This is a genomic window from Tabrizicola aquatica, assembly GCF_002900975.1.
GTDB classification, from domain to species: domain Bacteria; phylum Pseudomonadota; class Alphaproteobacteria; order Rhodobacterales; family Rhodobacteraceae; genus Tabrizicola; species Tabrizicola aquatica.
Map to the genome: position 1 here is coordinate 530,921 of NZ_PJON01000001.1, position 20,467 is coordinate 551,387.

Sequence of the window (20,467 nt, forward strand, 5' to 3'; positions counted from 1 at the left end):
GCCCTGCCCAAGGAAAACTCGCTGCCTATCCCGCCAGCCGCACCCAGACCGGCACATGGTCGCTGGGCTTCTCGCGGCCGCGCACCGCCTTGTCGATGCCCACATCCTCCAGCCGGTCGGCGGCCTGCGGCGACAATAGCACATGGTCGATGCGGATGCCGTTGTTCCGCTCCCACGACAACTGCTGGTAATCCCAGAAGGTAAAGACCCCCGGCCCCGGCATCCGCGCGCGGACCGCATCGGTCAGGCCAAGGTTCAGCATCCGCTGATAGGCCGCCCGGCTTTCCGGCAGGAACAGCGCGTCGGTGATCCAGTTCTCCGGCTTCTTGGCATCCTCGGCCTGCGGGATCACATTATAGTCGCCCAGGCAGACAAAGGGTTCCTCGCTGGCCAGAAGCTCGCGCACCCGCGCCTCCATCCGTGCCATCCAGGCCAGCTTGTACTCATATTTCGGCCCCGGAGCCGGGTTGCCGTTCGGCAGATAAAGGCCGCAGACCCGGAGCGGCCTCCCTGCATCGACCACCGCCTCGATCCAGCGCGCCTGCTCGTCGCTTTCGTCCCCCGGCAAGCCGCGGCGCACATCGGACAACGGCAGCTTTGACAGGATCGCCACTCCGTTGAACCCCTTCTGGCCATGGGTTTCCACCTGGTAGCCAACCGCCTCCAGCCCCTCGCGCGGGAAGGCCTCGTCGACCGACTTGATCTCCTGCAGCACGACCACATCCGGCGCCGCCTCGGCCAGCCAGGCGGCCAGCGCCTCGCCCCGCGCCTTGATCCCGTTGATGTTGAAGGTCGCAAGTTTCATCGGCCGGTCCTCCGCTTGACCCATCTAGGCCCGCGGGCCCGCCAGGTTCAAGCCGTCTCGGCCAGCGCCGGTTCCACCGCCTTCAGCCACAGCGCATCGACCCGGTCCAGCGCCGCCACATCAAAGCGCCCCGCCTCCTCCCAGTAGCGGCCCGAGGGCACCCGGTAATCCAGCGCCGCCTCCTCGGCCAGGGCCGCCCGGGCGGTCGCGGCACAGAAGGGCAGCGGCACCGCCCGCCCCGCCGCGGCACGCTGCACCCGCGGAAAGACCAGCCGCGACGGCCCGGTCGACAGGTTCACCATCGCGCAGCCCTGCAGCGCCGCCAGCACCATCAGCCGCGCCGCCTTCGCCTCCAGCGACCGCAAGGTGACATCGGCCCGCAAGGGGTCCGCCGTCCCCGCGCCGTAGAAATGCGTCGGCCCCGCCGCCGGATAGTGCATGTCGCACCCATAGGCCGCGATCACGCTAGGCCGTAGCGCGCCCAAAGCATAATAGGCCGCCGTAAACGCCATTGTCCCGCCGGCGTAAACAAACCCGCCATAGGCGTTCTGCGCCGGCACGAACTCCGCCTCGGTCACCACCCGCTGACCCGGCCCGGCCACCGCCTGCCGCTCGACCGGAAAATCATGCGGATGGATCGCCAGATCCCAATCGGCCCGGATCCGCCAAGCATTGTTGATCGCCAGCACCAGATCGAACGGCGCGCGCGCCCAGGCTGCCGCCTCTGCCGCCATGGGCGCCGAACCCAGCATCAATACCCGCATGTTCCCGCGCCCTTTCCGTTGTCGGCGGAAAGTAGCGCAACCTGAACGCGTGGCGAGAGGTTACAGCGAAAAACTCGTGCCGCAGCCGCAACTTGTCTTGGCGTTGGGGTTTTCGACCACGAAGCGCGCCCCGATCAACTCATCGGTGAAATCGATCACCGCATTGGCCAGGAAGGGCAGGCTGACCTGATCGACCAGCACGCGCTGGCCGTCCTTTTCCAGCACCAGATCATCCGCCGCAGGCGCGTCGAGCGTGATCGAATACTGAAATCCCGAACAGCCGCCGCCATCGACGGCCACGCGCAAGGGGCGCGCATCGCCCGTCGCTTCGGCAATCTCGGCCAGGCGGGCAAAGGCCCGGTCGGTGACCCGTGGAGGAAGCGTCAGTTCCATGGCTGTTCCCGTATCCTTTGGCGCCTGTGGTGAATATATGAAAGCTGAACGCTCCTCACAAGGCGACCTGATGCTTGCCCCCTTTGCCTGCCAGCCCGATGCCAGCCGTGGACGCCTCTGGCCGGAACGGCTGTCCTCCTTCCGCTCGCCCTTCCAGCGCGACCGCGACCGGATCATCCATTCCAGCGCCTTCCGCCGCCTGAAGCACAAGACGCAAGTGTTCGTGGAACACGAGGGCGATTACTACCGCACCCGGCTCACCCATACGATCGAGGTCGCGCAAGTCGCCCGCACCATCGCCGGCGTCCTGGGCCTGAACACCGACCTGGCCGAGGCCGTCGCCCTCGCGCATGACCTGGGCCACACCCCCTTCGGCCACACCGGCGAAGACGCGATGGAACGCCTGATGGCGCCCTATGGCGGCTTTGACCACAACGCCCAGGCACTGCGGATCGTGACCCGGCTGGAACGGCACTACGCCGATTTCGACGGGTTGAACTTGTCCTGGGAAACCCTTGAAGGCATTGCGAAACACAACGGGCCAGTGACGGGCGAGAAGGCCGACGCCAAGCATGACGGCCCGCTTCCCTACGCCCTGGCCGAGGTCAACGCCCAGTGGGACCTCGAGCTTGACACCCATGCCAGCGCCGAGGCGCAGGTCGCCGCCATCGCAGATGACGTGGCCTATTCGCACCACGACCTGCACGACGGTCTCCGCTCGGGCCTCTTCACCGAAGCCGACCTGATGGAGCTTCCCGTCACCGGCCCCGCCTTCGCCGAAGTGGACGCGCTATATCCTGATCTCGACAAGATGCGCCGCCGGCATGAGGCGCTGCGCCGCGTCTTCGGCCGCATGGTCGAGGATGTGATCGCCGTCGCCCAGAACCGCCTGACCGCCGCGCAACCGCAGTCGGTGGACGACATCCGTCACATGGGCACAACGATCATCCGCTTTTCGAAACCGCTCTACCAGGAATTGAAAGCGGTGCGCAGCTTCCTCTTCCACCGCATGTACCGCGCGCCCAGCGTGATGGCCGTCCGGGCCGAGGTGACGCAGATGATCGACGACCTCTTCCCGCTTTTCCTCGCACAGCCCGATCTCCTGCCGCCGGAATGGCAGGATGACGTGCGCGCGGCGCGGGATGAAACCGACCTCGCCCGCACCGTGGCGGACTATGTCGCCGGCATGACCGACCGTTTCGCGATCCAGGAACACCAGCGCCTCTGCGGCTGACCTGCCTTTCACATTTGCCCAAATATCCCCGCCGGAGGCAGCGCCGAGCGGTCTTGCGTTCTTCACGCAAGACCGCGAGACAAAAGGACTTCGCGCCGCAAGGCGCTCAATGTGATAACCCTACCAACCGGGGGCAGGCCGCTGCCCGCCTGGCGCCCTCAGCCCTTGCGTGCCGCTGCCACCCAGATCCCCGCCAGTCCCAGCGACAGGATCATGTTCCACCCGGCCATCGAGATGCCCAGCATCTCCCAGGCAATTGCATCGCAGCGCACCGGCGCGGCCACATCCGCTGTGGGGTTCAGAAGGTCGGCCGTGGACAGCCCGCTGATCGACCCCGCCGTGCAAGTCGCGAGGCCCTCCCACCAGCCCTGCTCGACCCCGACATGAAAGCCGCCGATCCCCGCCGTCGCCAGCGCCGCCAGCGCCCCGGCCCAGGCCACACCCCGCCAGCCCGTCGTCAGCGCGATCACGCCGATCAGGATGGCCGCCGCATGCGGCCAGCGTTGCCACAGGCACAGCTGGCAGGGGGCCAGACCTCCGATGTACTGGAAGGCAAAGGCCCCACCCAACAGGCCGACGGAGCCGAGGGTGGCCAGCAGGATCAGCGTCTGGCGGGAAAGGGTCATGTCGCGGCGCTCCCGGTCACAAGGTGGCGCGACCATAGGCGCGCAGGCCGGGAAGGGGAAGGGGAACCGAAATCCCGCGACGGCCGTTTGTCATTCTGCTTCCCCTCTCGGCCCGGCCGGCGCTAGATTTGCGGCGGACGGGCTGTAAGCGGGTTAAGGATTCGTAAACGGCCCCGGACAAGGTATTGATAATTCAGGGGTATGGCCGTTTGTCCACCGTGGACAGCGGCCGGCAGGGAAGGGTGACCACATGGACTGGCGCGGACGCAGGGGCAGCAGCAACATTGAGGACCGCCGTCGCACCGGCGGCGGCCGCGCAGCCCGCGCCGGCGGGATTGGCGGCGCCGGGGCCATCGTCGTGGTCCTCCTCGCCCTCTTCCTCGGGGTCGATCCCAGCCAGCTTCTCGGCCCGGGGGGGCTTGATGGCACCACTTCCTCCACCCCGGTCGAGCTGACCGAGGCCGACCGCGCCGAGGGCGAGTTCGTCTCCGTCGTCCTCGCCGATACCGAGGAGATCTGGACCCGCGTCTTTCGGGACCAGCTGGGCGAGACCTACCGCCCGGCCACCCTGGTCCTCTTCAAGGCCGCCACCCGCTCGCCCTGCGGCGGGGCGTCCGAGGCGACGGGACCCTTCTACTGCCCGGCCGACCGCAAGGTCTATCTCGACACCGCCTTCTTCACGACGATGCACCGCCAGCTTGGCGCCAGCGGCGACTTCGCGGCCGCCTACGTCGTCGCCCACGAGATCGGCCACCATATCCAGAACGAACTTGGCATTCTTGGCGAGGCCAACCAGATCCGCCAGCGCGTCAGCCAGGCGGAATCGAACGCGATCTCGGTCAGGATCGAGCTGCAGGCCGACTGCCTGTCCGGCATCTGGGCGCGCGAGGCCTCCGAAACTCTGGGCGTCGTCGAGCGCGGTGACCTGGAAGAAGCGGTGAACGCCGCCCGCCAGATCGGTGACGACACGCTGCAACGGAACGCCGGCCAGCGCCCGATGCCGCACACCTTCACCCACGGCACCTCCGAGCAGCGCTCGCGCTGGTTCATGGTGGGGCTGCAGTCGGGCCAGCTGTCCGATTGCGACACCTTTCAAACCGACGATTTGTGATGCCGTTGACGACCGGGGAATGAGTCGGTAGACCCATCCCCGGTGGCCCGAGTGGCGGAATGGTAGACGCAGCGGATTCAAAATCCGTCGCCGCAAGGTATGCGAGTTCGAGTCTCGCCTCGGGCACCAACATCTTGGACAGCGGTTTTCCAACATCCTTGTATTATGGAATCTGCCGGCTCTACGGCCAGTTCCGCTGAAATCCGCCTATCATTTACGCATTGGAAACCCAGACAAAGCTTCTGCTTAAAATCCTGGCAACAGGCTTAACGCAGCTTCAGGACGAAGCATGCCTAACTCGCGCGCACCGCGGCCCCTCTCAAGGCTGTAAGAATTTTATGCAAATTCAACCTCATGCGGGCCAGCAAGACGCCCTTTCGAAATTGGCGGCTTATCCGGCCGCGCGAGGCAGCGCAGAACGGCGCCCGCAGCATGCAACCCTTGCGGGAAAAGGCTTGGGTTCTTGGCTAATTGACACTGACAAAGCACTTTTCAAAGCCGCGTTTCGCAGGGTAAATGCTGCCAGATGCCGCAAGCAAGGCGGGGCTTCCGGATTTTGAATATGAAGTTGAGTGTGTTCTCTGCCAGACCGCTGAATGCGGGCACCGGCGCGGCGCTGCAGGAGACCCTCCTTGCGGCGCGGCGGACCACGCCCTGTTTCACCCCCGGAACCCGGATTGCCACCCATCGCGGCGAAACTCCGGTTGAGCATCTTGCCGTTGGCGACCGGGTGATCACCCGTGACAACGGCATCCAGCCGGTGCGCTGGGTTGGCCGGACACAAATGTACATCCAGGACTTTCAGGCCGATCCCCATCTGCAACCGATCCTGATCCGGCAGGGGGCACTTGGCCGCGACCTGCCCGAGCGCGACATGCTTGTGTCCCCCAACCATCGCGTGCTGGTGACCTCGGACCGCAGCGCCATCCGCTTCGCCGAGCGTGAGGTCCTGTTGGCCGCCAAGCACCTGACCGCCACCGGGGTGCACCAGGTGCAGTCCAGCGGGACGACCTATATCCACTTCATGTGCGACCGGCATGAGGTTGTCCTTGCTGACGGGATCTGGACCGAAAGCTTCCACCCCGACGACCAGTCGCTGAAGGGGTTGGGCAACGCCCAGCGGCTTGAGATCTTCGAGATCTTCCCCGAACTGAAAACCGCCGAGGGCCGCAGCGCCCATGGCCCGGCCCGGCTTCTGGCCGGCCCCGAGGACCTTGTCGCCCATGCATGACCCGATTTGCAGCGGACAGGGCCAGAGCCAAAGCAGAATGAACCCGGCATCGCAGCTCGTCTGGGCCTTTGGGGATAAAAATCCCCAAGTGCTTCCCGACCGTGACGCAAAATCGTCACGAATTGCGCAGATGACCCCGTCCAGAGACAGAGGATAGCAGGCAGATGTCGACGATTACCGGTACTGGCGGCGATGACTTTCGCAACGACAGCATCATTGGCACGGCGGGTGATTACTATGACTTGCAGGGCGGGGACGACACGCTGTTTGCAGGTGGCGGCAACGATACCGTCTTCGGCGGCTCTGGCGATGATCGCATCGACGGCGGGACCGGAAACGACGCCCTGTACGGTGGCAGCGGCCTTGACAGTCTGGTTGGCGGTGCTGGCAATGATACGCTGTTCGGCGGAACAGACGCAGGTGGCTTCGACACCCTGATCGGCGGCGATGGCTTTGACTATGTCAGCTACTCTGGCCTCGGATCGGGTGTAACCGTCAACCTGGGCACGGGCATTGCCTCGGGCGGTGGCGGCGATGACCTGATTTCGCAGGTCGAAGGTGTGATCGGCGGCAACGCGGCCGACAACATCACCGGCAACGACGGCAACAACGATCTGCGCGGCTTGGGCGGCAACGATACGATCAACGGCGGCCTTGGCGACGACACGATCGAGGGCGGTCTGGGCAACGACAACATGGTCGGCGGCGGCGGCAACGATACGCTGTCCTTCGACAATGCCGCGGCCGGGGTCACGGTGAACCTTGGCAACGGAACGGCCAGCGGCAGCCAGACTGGCAGCGATACGTTCAGCGAGTTCGAAGGCGTCCTCGGCTCGGCCTTTGGGGACAACATCACTGGCGATTCTGGTGCGAACACCATCGACGGCGGCGTCGGCAACGATACCATCGACGGCGGGGCTGGCAATGACCTGCTGATCGGCGGACCCGAGGCCGGCCAGCCGACCTCGGTCAACCCGGTGCCCCTGGATTTCAATTGGAACCTTGCCGGCGGAGATGCGGCACCGATTTCGCAGGGCTATACACAGGATACCGGCGGGATCGAAGTTACGGTCAACTACACCGGGGGCTTTGCCGGATCGACCATCACGGTCGAGACCGGGGCTGCCACGCCGGGCGAAGTTGCGAACGGCACGATCTACAACAACGCCGGTGCCGGTGAGACGTTCAACCCGAATTCCTCGGCCGAACTTTATCGCCCCGGTGGGCAGAGTGGCACGGCTACGCCACTGACCACGCTTCAGCTGGACTTTACCGCTGTTGAGGGTTCGGGCTACCTTGATGAGGTTCGCAATGTCGCTTTCCGCATCTCGGACATTGATGACGACGGCTTTCGCGACATCGTCACCGTCCGGGCCTATGATGCCGAAGGGAATGAAGTCCCGGTCAGTCTGACTGAAACCTCTGGTTCGCTTACGACGAATGGTAACATCGTCAATGCAATCAACGGCACGGGAAACCTGGAACCTTCTGACGCTGGTGGCTCGGTTCTGGTAACGATCGCAGGCCCCGTTGCCCGCGTCGTGATTGAGTACGGCAACCTTGAGAATAACCAGCAGGCGATCAACGTCTCGGACGTTCAGTTCCAGGCGGTTCCGGCAATCGACAACGACAACATCGTTGGCGGCACCGGCGCGGACACGATCCTCGGCGGCAGCGGCAATGACACGATCGATGGCGGCGCCGATGCCGATTCCATCTTCGGCGGCACGGGCAACGACCAGATCCTGGGCGGGGCGGGGGCCGACAGCATCTTTGGCGGCGACGGCAACGACCGCGTCAACGCCGGGTCCGAGAATGACGTGGTCGACGGTGGCCTTGGGGCGGATTCGATCCAGGGCGATGCGGGCGACGACAGCCTGGTCGGCGGCGACGGTGCTGACACGCTGGAAGGCGGTATCGGCAATGATCAGCTGTTCGGCGGGGCGGGGTCTGACTCGCTGGACGGCGGGGCCGGAGATGACACACTGACAGGCGGGGCCGGCAACGACTTCCTCCGCGGCGATAGCGGCATGGACTTCGCCGACTATTCCGGCTCGGCTGCCGGGGTGAACGTCGATCTGGCCGCCGGAACCGGTCTGGGCGGCGATGCGGAGGGCGACTCGCTTTCGGGCATCGATGGCCTGTTCGGCTCGGACCAGGCGGATACGCTGCGCGGCTTCGGCGGCTCTTCGACTGTGCCGGGCGACGCCTATACCAACGTGTTTTACGGCAACGGCGGCAACGACATTCTGGAGGGCTTCGGCTCTAATGACAGCCTGTTCGGCGGCACCGGCGACGACAGCATCGACGGCGGCGCGGACAACGACTTTATCCAGGGCGACAGCGGGGCAGACAGCCTGCTCGGCGGTTCGGGTGACGACACCATCGACGGCGGCACCGAGAACGACCGCATCTTCGGCAACGAGGGCAACGACAGCCTTCTGGGTGGGGCAGGCGACGACAGCATCGACGGCGGCGCGAACGACGACCTGATCTTCGGCGGTGCTGGCAACGACAACCTTCTGGGTGGGGCCGGCAACGACAACATCGATGGCGGCGCGAATGACGACGTCATTGCGGGCGGCGCGGGGTCGGACAGCATCCTTGGCAGCCTGGGCGATGACAGTATCGACGGCGGCGCCGAGAACGACCGCCTCTTCGGCAACGAGGGCAACGATACGCTGCTGGGGGATGCCGGGGACGACTCCATCGACGGCGGCGACAATGCCGATCTGCTCTTTGGCGGCATCGGCAATGACCTGATCTTCGGCGGCACCGGCAACGACACCTTCCAGGGTGGCGCCGGCGTCGACTCGCTGTATGGCGGGGTCGGAAACGACCTCTTCCTCTATGCGGCCACCGACTTCGACGGCACCCTGACGAACGAGATCGTCGATGGTGGTGGCACCCTGCCGTCTCCGGCCGATGACTTCGACGTCCTTGATCTGCGCGAGTTTGGCAAGGCGCGCGTCGATATCGTCTTTACCAATAACGACCGGGGCTCCGAATCCGGCACCGTCACGATCTTTGCCGCCGATGGCATCACGCAGATCGGGACGATCAGCTTCACCGAGATCGAGCAGGTCATCCCCTGCTTCACGCCAGGCACGCTGATCCAGACCGCGCGTGGCGAGGTTCCGGTTGAAACCCTGCAGGCCGGTGATCTGGTGATGACACGGGATAATGGCCTGCAACCGTTGCGCTGGGTGGGACAGCGTCGGCTGTCCATGGCGCAACTGATGGCCGAGCCCGACCTTCAGCCGGTGCAGATCGGTCGTGGCGCGTTGTCAGGGCAAGGCCCGGACCGGGACATGCTGGTCTCGCCGCAGCACCGCATCCTGGTCGAGGGCGCGCGGGCCGAGATGCTGTTCGGCGAGGCCGAGGTTCTGGTTCCCGCCAAGCACCTGGTCGGCAAGGCCCATGTGACGCGCGTTCTGCCCGAGGCCGGGGTGACCTATATCCACATCCTCTTCGACCGGCACGAGATCGTTCAGTCCGACGGGATCTGGACCGAAAGTTTCCAACCGGCCGAGCGGATGCTTTCGGCGATGGAGGCCGAGGTCCGGGCCGAGGTTCTGGCGCTGTTCCCGCAACTGGAGCAGTCGGATCAGGTCTTTGAAGGAGCCCGCCTGTCGCTGAAGGCGCATGAAGCGCGGGTGCTTTTTGCCGCCGAATAGGGATCAGCCGCCTGCGCGCCAGTCGGCCCAATCCTCGGGCGTGTCAAGGTCAAGAATGGCCATCGGGCCGGGCAGGGGGATCACCCTGACCCGGTCTTGATGTTGGCGCAGAACGGCGCGGCCGCCTTCATCGCCGGTAACACTTTGTAAGTGCGGCCAAAGGTCGTGCGGAAAGATCGCCGGGTGGCCGGGTTCGCCTTCGGCCGTGCCGCCGCGCAGGATCAAACCGGGTTCGCCGCGAAAGCGCGCGATCAGGTGGGACAGCGCGGCCGTGGTAAAGCCCGGCATGTCGGCGGGCAGGATCATCACCCCGTCCTGCGGCCCGCCCGGCAGCGCCGCCACGCCCCGCACCAGCGAGCGTGACATGCCCAGATTTGCGTCCGGCACCTCGACGATCCGCAGATCCAGTCCCGCCAGCGCAGCGCGGCGCAGGGGCGCGTCCGGTGGCACGGTCACGGTGACCGGCGCGCCCGTCGCCAGGGCCAGGGCCGCCATATGCCGCAGCAGCGGCTGGCCACCCACCGGCTGCAGCAGCTTGTCGGCCCCCCGCATCCGGGACGAGGCCCCGGCGCCAAGGATCAGGATGTGGACGGTCACCATGGGGCCGAAGCGTCCTTCGGCCCCGGGGTCAAGTCAACCGCGCATCCGCGCGCCGTCGGCGTCCCAAAGCGGGGCCAGATGCACAGTGGCCGGCCGGCGTTCGCCCAGGATCTCGATCTCGCAGGCCAGGCCGTCCTGGACGCGGTCGGCGGGCAGGAAGCCCATGGCGACAGATTTGCCGGTCCAATGGCTGAACCCGCCCGAGGTGCAGAAGCCCACCACGTCGCCGTCCAGCCAGATCGGCTCCCACGCCACCACGTCGGCGTCCTTGGCGTCGACGACGAAGCTGACAAGCTTGCGCTTTGGCCCCGTGGCCTTTTCCGCCGTCGCCGCAGCCTTGCCGATCCAGTCGGCCGCCTTGTTCCAGCGGATAAAGCGGTCCAGGCCGGTTTCGCAGGGCGTGTAATCCGGGCTGAACTCGCGCCCCCAAGAGCCGAACCACTTGTCCAGCCGCAGCGACATCATCGCCCGCATCCCAAAGGGGCGCAGACCCAGGTCCTTGCCGGCTGCGTTCAGCGTGTCCCACAGGTGGCGGACCGACATGTGGTCGGTGAAGATTTCATACCCCAGGTCGGCGGTATAGCTGACGCGCTGGACGATGCAGTTGGCCATGCCCACGGTCATCCGCTTCACATCCATGAACTTGAACGCATCCGGTCCGAGATCGCTGCGGGTGACGCGCGACAGAAGTTCCCGCGCGTTCGGGCCGGCGATCTGGAAGCCGGAACGGGCGTCCGAGATATTCTCGACCCGGCAGCCCGCCATCGCGTTCTGCTCGAACCAGCGTTCGTGCCAGCCTTGGGCGCCGTAGCTGGCGGTCAGCTGGAATTCGGTCTCGGACAGGCAGGAGACGGTGAAATCGCCGATGATCTTGCCGCTATGTGCCAGCATCGGGGTCAGCGACAGACGGCCCGGCTTCGGGATCGTGCCGGCCATGATCCGGTCCAGCCACTCCCGCGCATTGGGGCCGGTGACGCGATACTTGCCGAAGTTCTGCACCTCGTTGATGCCGACACCCTCGCGGACCGCCAGCACTTCCTGGCGCGTCGCCTCCCAGGCGTTCGACCGCTTGAAGGACGGCTCTTCATAGCGCGGCTCGCCCGGCAGGGCGTGGTAGTTCACCACTTCCAGCCCGTATTGCTGGCCCCAGACCGCGTTCATCTGGTCGAAGACCTGATACATCGGCGTTGTGCGGAAGGGGCGGGCGGCGGGGCGTTCCTCGTTCGGGTAGGATACGCTGAACCGCATCTGATAGTTCTCGATCACCTTCGGCACAGTGTAGCCCGGGCTGGTCCAGGTCCCGAAGCGGCTGACGTCGAAGCCGCGCGGGTCGCGTTCGACCTCGCCATGAATCATCCATTGCGCCAGCGCCAGACCCATGCCACCGCCCTGAGAGAACCCGGCCATCACCGCACAGGCCGACCAGTAGTTGCGCAGGCCTTGCACCGGCCCGATCAGCGGGTTGCCGTCGGGGGCAAAGGTGAAGGGGCCGTGGATCACCCGCTTGACGCCCGAGCGTTCCAGCACCGGGAAGCGGCGATAGGCGAAGGCGACCGAATCCTCGATCTTGTCGAACTGTTCGTTCAGAAGCTCATGCCCGAAGGTCCAGGGCGTGCCATCGACGGCCCAGGGCTCGCAGGGTTTCTCGTAGAAACCGATGCACAGGCCGCGGCCTTCCTGACGCAGATAGCTTTCGCCGCCCGGGTCCATCACATGCGGGAACTCGCGGCCGGACTTCATGATATCGACGATCTCGGGGATGTCGTCGGTCACCAGATACTGGTGCGCCATTGGCAAAAGCGGCAGGTAGACCCCCGCCATTGCCCCGATCTCGCGCGCCCAAAGGCCGCCGGCGTTCACCAGATGCTCGCAGGTGACGGTGCCCTTTTCGGTGACGACCTCCCAGCCCTCTTTCGTCGGCCGGGTCTCCAGCACCCGGTTGTGCAGCACGATCTCGGCCCCGCCCATCCGCGCGGCCTTGGCATAGGCGTGGGTCGTCCCCGAGGGGTCCAGGTGCCCGTCCAGCGGATCATAAAGCGCGCCGATGATGCCTTCCAGGTTCACCATCCCGTCGGTCAGCTTGCGGATCTCGTCCGGCCCCAGGATCTCGGTATCCAGACCCATGTAGCGGTGCTTGGCGCGCTCGGCCTTCAACTGCTCGAACCGGGCCTCGTTGTCGGCCAGCGTGATGCCGCCCACATGGTGCAGCCCGCAGGACATGCCGGTGATCGCCTCCAGCTCCTTGTACAGCCGGATCGTGTAGCCCTGCAGCGCCGCCATGTTGGTGTCGCCGTTCAGCGTGTGAAAGCCCCCGGCCGCGTGCCAGGTCGATCCGCTGGTAAGCTCCGACCGTTCGATCAGCATCACGTCCGACCAGCCCAGCTTGGTCAGGTGGTACAGGACAGAGCAGCCGACGACGCCACCGCCGATCACGACCACGCGGGCATGGGTTTTCATGGAAGACTCCCTCAGTTCACCGGCGCAATCTGGCTGGGGTCGCGACAGGGGTCATGCAGGTTTGCGACAGACAATGTCGCGTCTGGCGCATGATGGGTGGAGCCGGAAATGAAAACACCGCCCGGTGGACCGGGCGGTGCAACCAGAGCGTCCGGGTCGGACGGCGCTACTTCTCGGGGATCAGGCCGCGCGGGCTGAAGCGCAGGACGATCAGCAGGATCACCCCCAGCGTCAGCAGGCGCATATGCTCGGCGCTGTTGACGAGGTGCGCCTTGAGCCATCCGTCGGGCAGGCTGGAGGTGACGGCAGCCATGGCGTTCGGCCCAAGGAATTCGACCGCGAAATACAGCCAGCCGATCAAAAGCCCACCCAGCACCGTGCCCCAGTTGTTGCCCGAGCCGCCGACGATCACCATCACCCAGATCAGGAAGGTAAAGCGCAGCGGCTGATAGCTGCCGGGGGTCAGCGTGCCCTCCATCGAGGCGGCCATTGCGCCGGCGAAGCCGATCACGGCCGAACCCAGGATAAAGACCTGCAAGTGGCGGCGGGTGACATCCTTGCCCATCGCGGCGGCCGAGACTTCGTTGTCGCGGATCGCTCGCATCATTCGGCCCCACGGGCTGTTCAAGGCGCGTTCGAAGGCCCAGATGATGATGCACAAAACGATCAGGAACAGCCCGGCATACAGCAGTTTGACCAGGATGGTCGAGGTGAAGATCGGATCCCACCCCCAGCTTGCCACAAAGTCCAGAAAGCCCGGCTCTTTCTGCAGCTCGATCTCCAGCGGCACCGGCCAGGGGCGCGGCAGTTGGGTGACGTTCTTGACGCCCCGTGCCAGCCAGTCCTCGTTCTTGATGACCGCGACGATGATCTCGGCAATACCCAGCGTGGCGATGGCCAGATAGTCGGACCGCAGGCCAAGGGCGGTCTTGCCGATGGCCCAGGCGGCGGCAGCGGCCAGCAGCCCTCCGACCGGCCATGCCACCAGCGAGGGCAAGCCCAGCCCGCCAAGGTTGCCGGCGAATTGCGGGTTCACCGCCTCGACCGCGCTGACAGCGGGGTCAAAGATGGCGCGGAACAGGAAGAAGCCGCCGATCAGGATGGCCGCCACGACCAGCGCCCGCAGCCGACCCTTGGGCATCAGCCCCCAGGCCACCACCGCCGCCGCGACCGAGGCCGCGCCAAGGACCAGCGCCAGCACGATGCCGGACCCGCCGGCCTGCCAGTTCTCGACATTGGGCTGGGCCGTGATCAGCACCACCGACAGCGCGCCAAGGGCCGTAAAGCCCATGACCCCGGTCGAAAACAGGCCCGCATAGCCCCATTGCATGTTCACACCCAGGGCCGCGATCGTCGCAAGCAGGGCCACGTTCAGGATCGACAGCGACAGGTTCCAGCTTTCCCCGATCCCGGTCAGGACATAGAGGCCCGCCACCGCCCCGAAGAGCAACAGGTTGCGCGAATTCATAGCGATTTACCCTTGAAAAGCCCGGTCGGCATGAACAGCAGCACGATGATCAGGATCGTGAAGCTGACCGCGAACTTGTAGTCGGTGGACAGAAGCTGGAGCAGGCTGTCCACCTGCATGTCCTGGGGCAGCAGGTGGTTCACGATCTTCTTCCATGCGTTGGTCAGCATCACCTCGGAGAAGGCGATGACGAAACCGCCGGTGATCGCGCCCAGCGGGCTGCCCAGGCCGCCGACGATCGCGGCGGCGAAGATCGGCAGCAACAGCTGGAAATAGGTGAAGGGTTTGAAGGTCTTGTCCAGGCCATAAAGCACGCCGGCAATGGTGGCGATGCCGGCCGCCAGGATCCAGGTCACGGCGACGACGCGGTCAGGGTTGATGCCCGACAAGAGCGCCAGATCCTCGTTGTCGGAGAATGCGCGCATCGACTTGCCGGTGCGGGTCTTTTGCAGGAACCAGAACAGGAACGCGACGACGACCACGGCCGTGACCACGGTCACCGCCTGGGTGGTCTTGATCGCCAATGGCTCGGCCAGGCCGGTGGCGGTGCGGAATTCCTGCGGGTTGACCAGGAAACGCGCGCCGTCGGCAAAGTTCTGGTCGTCCACCCCGATGATCAGGCGGACGATGCCGTTCATCACGAACATCACCCCCAGCGAGACGATGACCACCATCGTCGGCGTGGCCTTCTGGCGGCGGTAGAACCGATAGACCACCCGGTCAGTGCCCAGGACAAAGGCGGCCGTGGCCGCGATGCCGAAGGGCAGGGCCAGAAGCGCGGTCGGCAGGGGGCCAAGCCCGATGCCGACCGACTGGAAGGCCCAGGTCAGCAGGATCGTCACCATGGTCCCGAAGGCCATGGTATCGCCATGCGCAAAGTTCGAGAACCGCAGGATGCCATAGATCAGCGTCACCCCCAGCGCCCCCAGCGCCAGTTGCGCCCCGTAGGCAAGCCCGGGGATGAAGACGAAGTTCAGAAAGGCGACGAGGGCGTTCAGGATATCCATCGGATCACTTCACTTGCAATGGGGTCAGCCCGGGGCGACGCAGCTGCCTTCGCCGCTGATCGCCACGACCATGTCGCCCTTGGCATGGGCGGTGAACAGGAACTCGCCTGCCGGAAAGACCGAGATCAGGCCCGACATGCCGTTCTGCGGCGGGATCACGATGGACAACTCCTCGGTGCTGCCGTCGTTCGACAGATAGCCCTCCCAGACCTGTCCGTCGGCGGTGATGCGAACGGTCTCGCCGGTCTCCTCGATCAAGAAGGGGCCGCCGGCATAGGGCTCGCAAGCCCCGCCGCCACACTGGCGCTCGACCGTGCAGCTTAGCGTGGTGGAAAGGGCGGGCGTCGCAGTCAGGCAAAGGGCCGCAAGCAGAATACGCATGGTCATCCTCCCAGGAATGAACGGCGGACCTCGGGGTCGGCCATCAGGGCCTTGCCGGTGTCGGTGAAACGGTTGCGGCCCTGCACCAGGACATAGCCCTTGTCGGCGATCTCCAGTGCCTGGCGGGCGTTCTGCTCGACCATCAGGATCGAGATTCCGGTGCGGGCAATCTCGATGATCCGGTCGAAGAGTTCGTCCATCACGATGGGGCTGACGCCGGCGGTGGGTTCGTCCAGCATCAGGACCTTGGGCTGCGTCATCAGCGCGCGGCCAACGGCGACCTGCTGGCGCTGGCCGCCCGAAAGCTCTCCCGCCGCCTGAAAGCGCTTTTGCTTCAGGATCGGGAACAGGTGATAGACCTGCTCCAGCGTGGCCTGGATATCGTCGCGGCGCAGGAAGGCGCCCATCTCCAGGTTTTCCTCCACCGTCATCGAGGTGAAGATGTTGTGCGTCTGCGGCACGAAGGCCATGCCCTTGGCGACGCGGGCCTGCGGTGTCAGGCCGGTGATATCCTCGCCGTCCAGCCGGACCTGGCCACCGCGCAGTTTCAGCATCCCGAAGACGGCCTTCATCGCCGTGGACTTGCCCGCGCCGTTCGGGCCGACGATCACCGCGATCTCGCCCTTTTCGACCGCGATGGTGCAGCCATGCAGGATGTCGACCGGGCCATAGCCGCCAGTCATGGCGTCCCCGATCAGGAACGGGGCGGGGGTGGGTCTGGTCTCGGTCATGGAGTCAATTTCGTATTGGCCAGGAAGTCGGCGTGCATTGCGGCATGGTCCGGGGTGTATTCGGCGCCGATCCCGTAGGTCATGATCTGCATGACCACCTTCGGCTCCAGGAAGATCGAGTTCGCATAGACCACGTCCAGCCCGTTGAACTTGATCTTGTAGATGACCGTGTCACCCGAAAGTTCGCCCAAGGTGGCGGGCAGGACGTCGATGACCTCGGCCGGGGCACCGGTGACTGCCTGGGCGTTCTGCAGCACCACGTCGCGCATGAATTCAGCGGTCAAGCCATCGTCGCTGCCCAGATCCTCGATCAGATACTGCGCATAGTGCCGCGCATCGATCCGGTAGGCCGCGTTGATCTCGGGCGAGCTTGGCGGGCTGGTGGCCCACCCCAGCGCCCCGCCGCAGAACTGGACGCGGGGCGTAATCGTGGCGCAGTCGCTGCCAGCAGCACCGGTGGCCGTTTCATAAGCCCAGGTGCCGTTGTCATAGAGGAGCGCAACCTTGCCCTCGACAATCGACCGGCCGACCACCGACTGCGCCAGGACAGGCGCCGCAAGTGCCAGACCGGCGACAATGGCCAGCGTAAACGGCCGGATCATGCCGCGCCCTCCTTGACCTTGTTCTTCAGGCCGGTGCCCAGATAGGCCTCGATCACCCGCTCGTCGTTCTTGACTTGCTCCACGGTGCCTTCGGCCAGAACCTTGCCCTCGGCCATGCAGATCACCGGGTCGCAGAGGCGGCCGATGAAATCCATGTCATGCTCGATCACGCAGAAAGTATAGCCGCGTTCCTTGTTCAGCCGGACGATGGCATCGCCGATGGTGTTCAGCAGCGTGCGGTTCACGCCCGCGCCGACCTCGTCCAGAAAGACGATCTTGGCGTCGACCATCATGGTCCGGCCCAGTTCCAGCAGCTTCTTCTGCCCGCCCGAAATCATGCTGGCCTTCTGGTCGGCCAGATGGCTGATCGTCAAAAAGTCCAGCACCTCGTCGGCCTTCTCGCGGATGCGCTTTTCTTCCGCCGCAACCCGCCCGCGGGCGAACCATGTGTTCCAGATCGTCTCGCCCGCCTGGTTGGCGGGGACCATCATCAGGTTCTCGCGCACGGTCATGCTGCCGAACTCATGCGCGATCTGGAAGGTCCGCAGCAGGCCCTTGTGGAACAGCACATGCGGCGGCAGGCCGGTGATATCCTCGCCATCCATCAGCACCCGGCCCGAGGTCGGCGGCAGGCGCCCCGCGATCACGTTGAACAGCGTGGTCTTGCCAGCACCATTCGGGCCGATCAGGCCGGTGATCGTGCCGGTGCGGATCGTCAGCGACGCCCCGTCAACCGCACGAAATCCCCCGAAATGCCGGTGAAGGTTTTCGACAACGATCATCCATTTCCCCCAAGCCCTGCCTCTGAAACGGGCAGGTTCAAGTGCAGCGGCCCGGGGAAATGCCCGGGCCGCGCCAGTCTGTCAACCGAGATTCCGGATCAACGGAAGCCCACGGTCTCGTTCTTGCCCCCTTTGACCTCGATCACGCGGTAGCGGCCCGCGCTTTCGCCCGGTCCGATCAGCGTGACGGCGGTGGCGCCCTCATAGTCGATGGCGGTGCCGGCCGCGATCAGGTCCAGCGCCTTGGCCAGGTCGCCGGGATAGATCTTCTCGCCGGTGCCGTCGGCCGGGCCGTTGGCGATCTCGATCACCTTGTCCTTGTAGACTTTCGGATCGGTCGAGTTCGCCGCCGCCATCGCCAGCGCGATCAGCGCCGCCGCGTCGTAGGATTCCGGCGAATAGGCCGAGGTGCCGTCATAGCCGGCAGCCGCCGCCATCTCTTCGTACTTGGCCGCACCCTGCGAGTCCGAGCCTGCGATCTGGCCGTAGGACCCGTCAAGGCCCGCGCCGATCGCTTCGGGAAGCGCGTCACCGATCATGCCGCCCGGCAGACCGAAGGTTGCGAAGGCGCCGGTGTCCAGCGAGCCCTGGATGATGCCCTTGCCGCCGCCGTCCAGATAGCCCGCAACGACCAGGATGTCGCCGCCGGCCGAGGCCAGAGCCGCCACTTCGGCCGAGTAGTCGGACTTGCCGTCCTCATGCGCGGCGTTGATCGTCACGGTGCCGCCCTTGGCGGTGAAGGACGCAGCGATGGCTTCTGCCAGGCCCTTGCCGTAGTCGTTGTTGGTGTAGGTCAGGGCGATGGATTTCACGCCCTTTTCGCCCAGGATTTCGGCCATGACTTCGCCTTCGCGCGCATCCGACGGGGCGGTGCGGAAGAACAGGCCGTCATCTTCGGCCGTGGTCAGCGCCGGCGAGGTGGCCGAGGGCGAGATCATCACCATCCCGTTCGGACGGGCGACGTTCTGCAGCACAGCCCCGGTCACGCCCGAGCAGTCGCCACCGACGATGCCCTTGACCTGGTCCGAAGTGACCAGACGTTCGGCAGCGGCTGTACCGGCGGCCGAGTCACCGCAGGTGCTGTCGGCGCGGACCGGAACGACGGTCGAGCCGCCCATGAACTTGCCCGAATCCGAGATTTCCTTCATCGCCATCTCGGCGCCTTGCGCCATCGCCGGGGCCAGCGATTCCAGCGGCCCGGTGAAGCCGACCAGGATGCCGATCTTGACCTCTTCGGCGTACCCCGCGCCGGACAGGGCGGCGGTGGCAGCCGTCGCCAGAAGCAGTTTCTTCATTCTTGTCTCCCTAATTGGATCGCAATCCTGGTAAGAACCTAGTGGGGCCTCCTGCAAAAGGAAAGCGGTTTGCGGGGGCGTTTTTCCGGCTTTTGGGCCAACGGCAGGGTGAAAATCCGTGATTTGCACCGCATGGCAGTCAGCTTATCTAATCCTCGCAACCCGTGATTGGAGCCACTATGCATCAGACCCTCGCCCCCGCCCTTGCCGCGCTTGTCGGTCTGTCGGCCTCGGCCAGCCTCGCGCAAGAGGTGGAGACCAGTGTCGGGACCCTCGCCGTGACTGCTGTGGCCGAGGGGTTGGAGGAACCCTGGGCGATCGGCTTCCTGCCGGACGGGGCGTTCCTGGTCACCGAACTGGACGGACGCCTGAAACTCTTCTCCGCGCCGGGGGCCGATCCGGTGCTGGTCGAGGGCGGGCCAGAGGTCGCGGTGGACGGGCAGGGCGGGCTTCTGGACGTCATGGTCCCTGCCGATTTTGCCCAGACGCGCGAGGTCTGGTTCAGCTATGCGGTGGCGCAGGGCGATGGGTCGGGGACGGCGGCGGGCAAGGGACGGCTGTCCGAGGACGGGACGCGGCTGGAGGGCTTCACCCAGCTTTTCGAGATCCCCGAAGGCTCGTCCGGGGGCCGCCACTTCGGTTCGCGGCTTGTCGAGGCGGCGGACGGGACCGTGTTCCTGACCGTGGGCGACCGGGGCACGGGGCCGCAGGGGATGCAGGCGCAGCTGCCGCTGCGGGGCGAGGGCAAAGTGATCCACCTGAACCGCGACGGCTCGCCCGCGACGGTGCTGCAAGGCGCGCTGCCGGGGGTCTGGTCGATGGGTCACCGCAACCCGCAAGGGGCCACGCTGGACCTGGAGGGGCGGCTTCTGACCGTCGAACACGGGGCGCGCGGCGGGGATGAGTTGAACGCGCCGGAAGAGGGAAAGAACTATGGCTGGCCCATCGCCAGCTACGGGGTGAACTACAACGGCAACGAGATCGGGCTGGGCACCAGCCTGCCGGGGACCGAGCAGCCGCTGCATTACTGGGACCCCTCGATCGCGCCTTCCGGGCTGCTGGTCTATTCCGGCAAGCTGATCCCGGAGTGGCGGGGGGACATCTTCTTTGGCTCGCTCAACAGCGATTTCCTGGGCCGGCTGGACCCCGATACCCCGGCCGCGACCGGCTTTGCCGAGGAACGGATCGCGGCCAAGGAGACCGGGCGGGTCCGCGACGTGGTCGAGGCGCCGGACGGGTCGATCTGGTTCCTGTCGGTCTACAATGGCGCGGCCTATCGGCTGGCGCCGGGGGACTAGTGTCC

Annotated in this window: 18 protein-coding genes and 1 tRNA gene; 6 read left to right on the forward strand and 13 right to left on the reverse strand. The window is 65.7% G+C overall.

The features are described 5' to 3' along the window. Positions 1 to 25: 25 nt before the first annotated feature. From xth to CXR42_RS02555, 3 genes are read right to left on the reverse strand one after another with little or no spacing between them, the layout of a single operon-like run. Positions 26 to 805 (reverse strand): exodeoxyribonuclease III, encoded by a 780-nt coding sequence (xth, locus tag CXR42_RS02545; protein ID WP_103256986.1) that lies wholly within the window; start codon positions 803 to 805, stop codon positions 26 to 28. Between the two features lie 47 nt (positions 806 to 852). Beyond that, positions 853 to 1,569: a hypothetical protein gene (locus CXR42_RS02550; protein ID WP_103255935.1), complete on the reverse strand. Its 717-nt coding sequence runs from the start codon at positions 1,567 to 1,569 to the stop codon at positions 853 to 855. Between the two features lie 60 nt (positions 1,570 to 1,629). Then, positions 1,630 to 1,956: a HesB/IscA family protein gene (locus tag CXR42_RS02555; protein WP_103256987.1), complete on the reverse strand. Its 327-nt coding sequence runs from the start codon at positions 1,954 to 1,956 to the stop codon at positions 1,630 to 1,632. A gap of 76 nt (positions 1,957 to 2,032) precedes the next feature. On the opposite strand from CXR42_RS02555, the gene CXR42_RS02560 reads away from it, so the two are divergent. Beyond that, positions 2,033 to 3,196 (forward strand): deoxyguanosinetriphosphate triphosphohydrolase, encoded by a 1,164-nt coding sequence (locus tag CXR42_RS02560; protein ID WP_103256988.1) that lies wholly within the window; start codon positions 2,033 to 2,035, stop codon positions 3,194 to 3,196. A 158-nt stretch (positions 3,197 to 3,354) separates the two neighbouring features. On the opposite strand, the gene CXR42_RS02565 is transcribed toward CXR42_RS02560, so the two are convergent. After that, entirely contained in the window at positions 3,355 to 3,822 is a 468-nt protein-coding gene (locus CXR42_RS02565) for a disulfide bond formation protein B (RefSeq protein ID WP_103255936.1), read from the reverse strand. 250 nt (positions 3,823 to 4,072) lie between these two features. Between CXR42_RS02565 and ypfJ the strand changes: the two genes are divergently transcribed. The 4 genes from ypfJ (at position 4,073) to CXR42_RS02590 (ending at position 9,841) form a co-directional block, all read left to right on the forward strand. Beyond that, positions 4,073 to 4,933 (forward strand): KPN_02809 family neutral zinc metallopeptidase, encoded by an 861-nt coding sequence (gene ypfJ, locus CXR42_RS02570; protein ID WP_103255937.1) that lies wholly within the window; start codon positions 4,073 to 4,075, stop codon positions 4,931 to 4,933. A gap of 45 nt (positions 4,934 to 4,978) precedes the next feature. After that, positions 4,979 to 5,062, forward strand: a tRNA-Leu gene (locus CXR42_RS02575). A 445-nt stretch (positions 5,063 to 5,507) separates the two neighbouring features. Continuing rightward, positions 5,508 to 6,164 (forward strand): Hint domain-containing protein, encoded by a 657-nt coding sequence (locus CXR42_RS02580; protein ID WP_342749195.1) that lies wholly within the window; start codon positions 5,508 to 5,510, stop codon positions 6,162 to 6,164. A gap of 164 nt (positions 6,165 to 6,328) precedes the next feature. After that, on the forward strand, positions 6,329 to 9,841 hold the full coding sequence (locus tag CXR42_RS02590; protein WP_146037982.1) for a Hint domain-containing protein: 3,513 nt from the start codon (positions 6,329 to 6,331) through the stop codon (positions 9,839 to 9,841). A 3-nt stretch (positions 9,842 to 9,844) separates the two neighbouring features. Here the strand turns inward: CXR42_RS02590 and CXR42_RS02595 are convergent, their stop codons facing one another. The 9 genes from CXR42_RS02595 to CXR42_RS02635 all read right to left on the reverse strand — a co-directional run bounded on the left by CXR42_RS02595 (position 9,845) and on the right by CXR42_RS02635 (position 19,164). Beyond that, on the reverse strand, positions 9,845 to 10,441 hold the full coding sequence (locus CXR42_RS02595) for a nucleotidyltransferase family protein (RefSeq protein ID WP_103255941.1): 597 nt from the start codon (positions 10,439 to 10,441) through the stop codon (positions 9,845 to 9,847). 33 nt (positions 10,442 to 10,474) lie between these two features. After that, the gene (locus CXR42_RS02600) at positions 10,475 to 12,898 is read right to left on the reverse strand and encodes a GcvT family protein (protein ID WP_103255942.1); all 2,424 of its coding nucleotides are present in this window, start codon (positions 12,896 to 12,898) and stop codon (positions 10,475 to 10,477) included. A gap of 166 nt (positions 12,899 to 13,064) precedes the next feature. Beyond that, positions 13,065 to 14,366, reverse strand: coding sequence for a branched-chain amino acid ABC transporter permease (locus CXR42_RS02605; RefSeq protein ID WP_103255943.1), 1,302 nt, complete (start codon positions 14,364 to 14,366; stop codon positions 13,065 to 13,067). After that, positions 14,363 to 15,373, reverse strand: a complete 1,011-nt coding sequence (locus CXR42_RS02610) for a branched-chain amino acid ABC transporter permease (protein ID WP_103255944.1) — start codon at positions 15,371 to 15,373, stop codon at positions 14,363 to 14,365. The genes CXR42_RS02605 and CXR42_RS02610 overlap by 4 nt, the downstream gene beginning before the upstream one ends. A gap of 24 nt (positions 15,374 to 15,397) precedes the next feature. Further along, positions 15,398 to 15,754 (reverse strand): hypothetical protein, encoded by a 357-nt coding sequence (locus CXR42_RS02615; protein WP_103255945.1) that lies wholly within the window; start codon positions 15,752 to 15,754, stop codon positions 15,398 to 15,400. A gap of 2 nt (positions 15,755 to 15,756) precedes the next feature. Next, positions 15,757 to 16,485, reverse strand: coding sequence for an ABC transporter ATP-binding protein (locus CXR42_RS02620; RefSeq protein ID WP_103255946.1), 729 nt, complete (start codon positions 16,483 to 16,485; stop codon positions 15,757 to 15,759). Then, entirely contained in the window at positions 16,482 to 17,087 is a 606-nt protein-coding gene (locus CXR42_RS02625) for a hypothetical protein (RefSeq protein WP_103255947.1), read from the reverse strand. The genes CXR42_RS02620 and CXR42_RS02625 overlap by 4 nt, the downstream gene beginning before the upstream one ends. Then, on the reverse strand, positions 17,084 to 17,869 hold the full coding sequence (locus CXR42_RS02630) for an ABC transporter ATP-binding protein (RefSeq protein ID WP_103255948.1): 786 nt from the start codon (positions 17,867 to 17,869) through the stop codon (positions 17,084 to 17,086). Before CXR42_RS02630 ends, CXR42_RS02625 begins: the two co-directional genes overlap by 4 nt. A gap of 98 nt (positions 17,870 to 17,967) precedes the next feature. Further along, positions 17,968 to 19,164 (reverse strand): ABC transporter substrate-binding protein, encoded by a 1,197-nt coding sequence (locus tag CXR42_RS02635; RefSeq protein ID WP_103255949.1) that lies wholly within the window; start codon positions 19,162 to 19,164, stop codon positions 17,968 to 17,970. A gap of 179 nt (positions 19,165 to 19,343) precedes the next feature. Between CXR42_RS02635 and CXR42_RS02640 the strand changes: the two genes are divergently transcribed. Then, the gene (locus tag CXR42_RS02640; RefSeq protein WP_103255950.1) at positions 19,344 to 20,462 is read left to right on the forward strand and encodes a PQQ-dependent sugar dehydrogenase; all 1,119 of its coding nucleotides are present in this window, start codon (positions 19,344 to 19,346) and stop codon (positions 20,460 to 20,462) included. The last annotated feature ends 5 nt before the right edge of the window (positions 20,463 to 20,467 follow it).

What these genes read in the sequence shown, in the direction of transcription:
- xth (WP_103256986.1), bottom strand. Translation starts at nt 805, where the DNA reads ATGAAACTTGCGACCTTCAACATCAACGGGATCAAGGCGCGGGGCGAG.
- CXR42_RS02560 (WP_103256988.1), top strand. Translation starts at nt 2,033, where the DNA reads ATGCTTGCCCCCTTTGCCTGCCAGCCCGATGCCAGCCGTGGACGCCTC.
- CXR42_RS02620 (WP_103255946.1), bottom strand. Translation starts at nt 16,485, where the DNA reads ATGACCGAGACCAGACCCACCCCCGCCCCGTTCCTGATCGGGGACGCC.
- CXR42_RS02595 (WP_103255941.1), bottom strand. Translation starts at nt 10,441, where the DNA reads ATGGTGACCGTCCACATCCTGATCCTTGGCGCCGGGGCCTCGTCCCGG.
- CXR42_RS02615 (WP_103255945.1), bottom strand. Translation starts at nt 15,754, where the DNA reads ATGCGTATTCTGCTTGCGGCCCTTTGCCTGACTGCGACGCCCGCCCTT.
- ypfJ (WP_103255937.1), top strand. Translation starts at nt 4,073, where the DNA reads ATGGACTGGCGCGGACGCAGGGGCAGCAGCAACATTGAGGACCGCCGT.
- CXR42_RS02605 (WP_103255943.1), bottom strand. Translation starts at nt 14,366, where the DNA reads ATGAATTCGCGCAACCTGTTGCTCTTCGGGGCGGTGGCGGGCCTCTAT.
- CXR42_RS02550 (WP_103255935.1), bottom strand. Translation starts at nt 1,569, where the DNA reads ATGCGGGTATTGATGCTGGGTTCGGCGCCCATGGCGGCAGAGGCGGCA.
- CXR42_RS02590 (WP_146037982.1), top strand. Translation starts at nt 6,329, where the DNA reads ATGTCGACGATTACCGGTACTGGCGGCGATGACTTTCGCAACGACAGC.
- CXR42_RS02565 (WP_103255936.1), bottom strand. Translation starts at nt 3,822, where the DNA reads ATGACCCTTTCCCGCCAGACGCTGATCCTGCTGGCCACCCTCGGCTCC.
- CXR42_RS02630 (WP_103255948.1), bottom strand. Translation starts at nt 17,869, where the DNA reads ATGATCGTTGTCGAAAACCTTCACCGGCATTTCGGGGGATTTCGTGCG.
- CXR42_RS02600 (WP_103255942.1), bottom strand. Translation starts at nt 12,898, where the DNA reads ATGAAAACCCATGCCCGCGTGGTCGTGATCGGCGGTGGCGTCGTCGGC.
- CXR42_RS02610 (WP_103255944.1), bottom strand. Translation starts at nt 15,373, where the DNA reads ATGGATATCCTGAACGCCCTCGTCGCCTTTCTGAACTTCGTCTTCATC.
- CXR42_RS02625 (WP_103255947.1), bottom strand. Translation starts at nt 17,087, where the DNA reads ATGATCCGGCCGTTTACGCTGGCCATTGTCGCCGGTCTGGCACTTGCG.
- CXR42_RS02635 (WP_103255949.1), bottom strand. Translation starts at nt 19,164, where the DNA reads ATGAAGAAACTGCTTCTGGCGACGGCTGCCACCGCCGCCCTGTCCGGC.
- CXR42_RS02640 (WP_103255950.1), top strand. Translation starts at nt 19,344, where the DNA reads ATGCATCAGACCCTCGCCCCCGCCCTTGCCGCGCTTGTCGGTCTGTCG.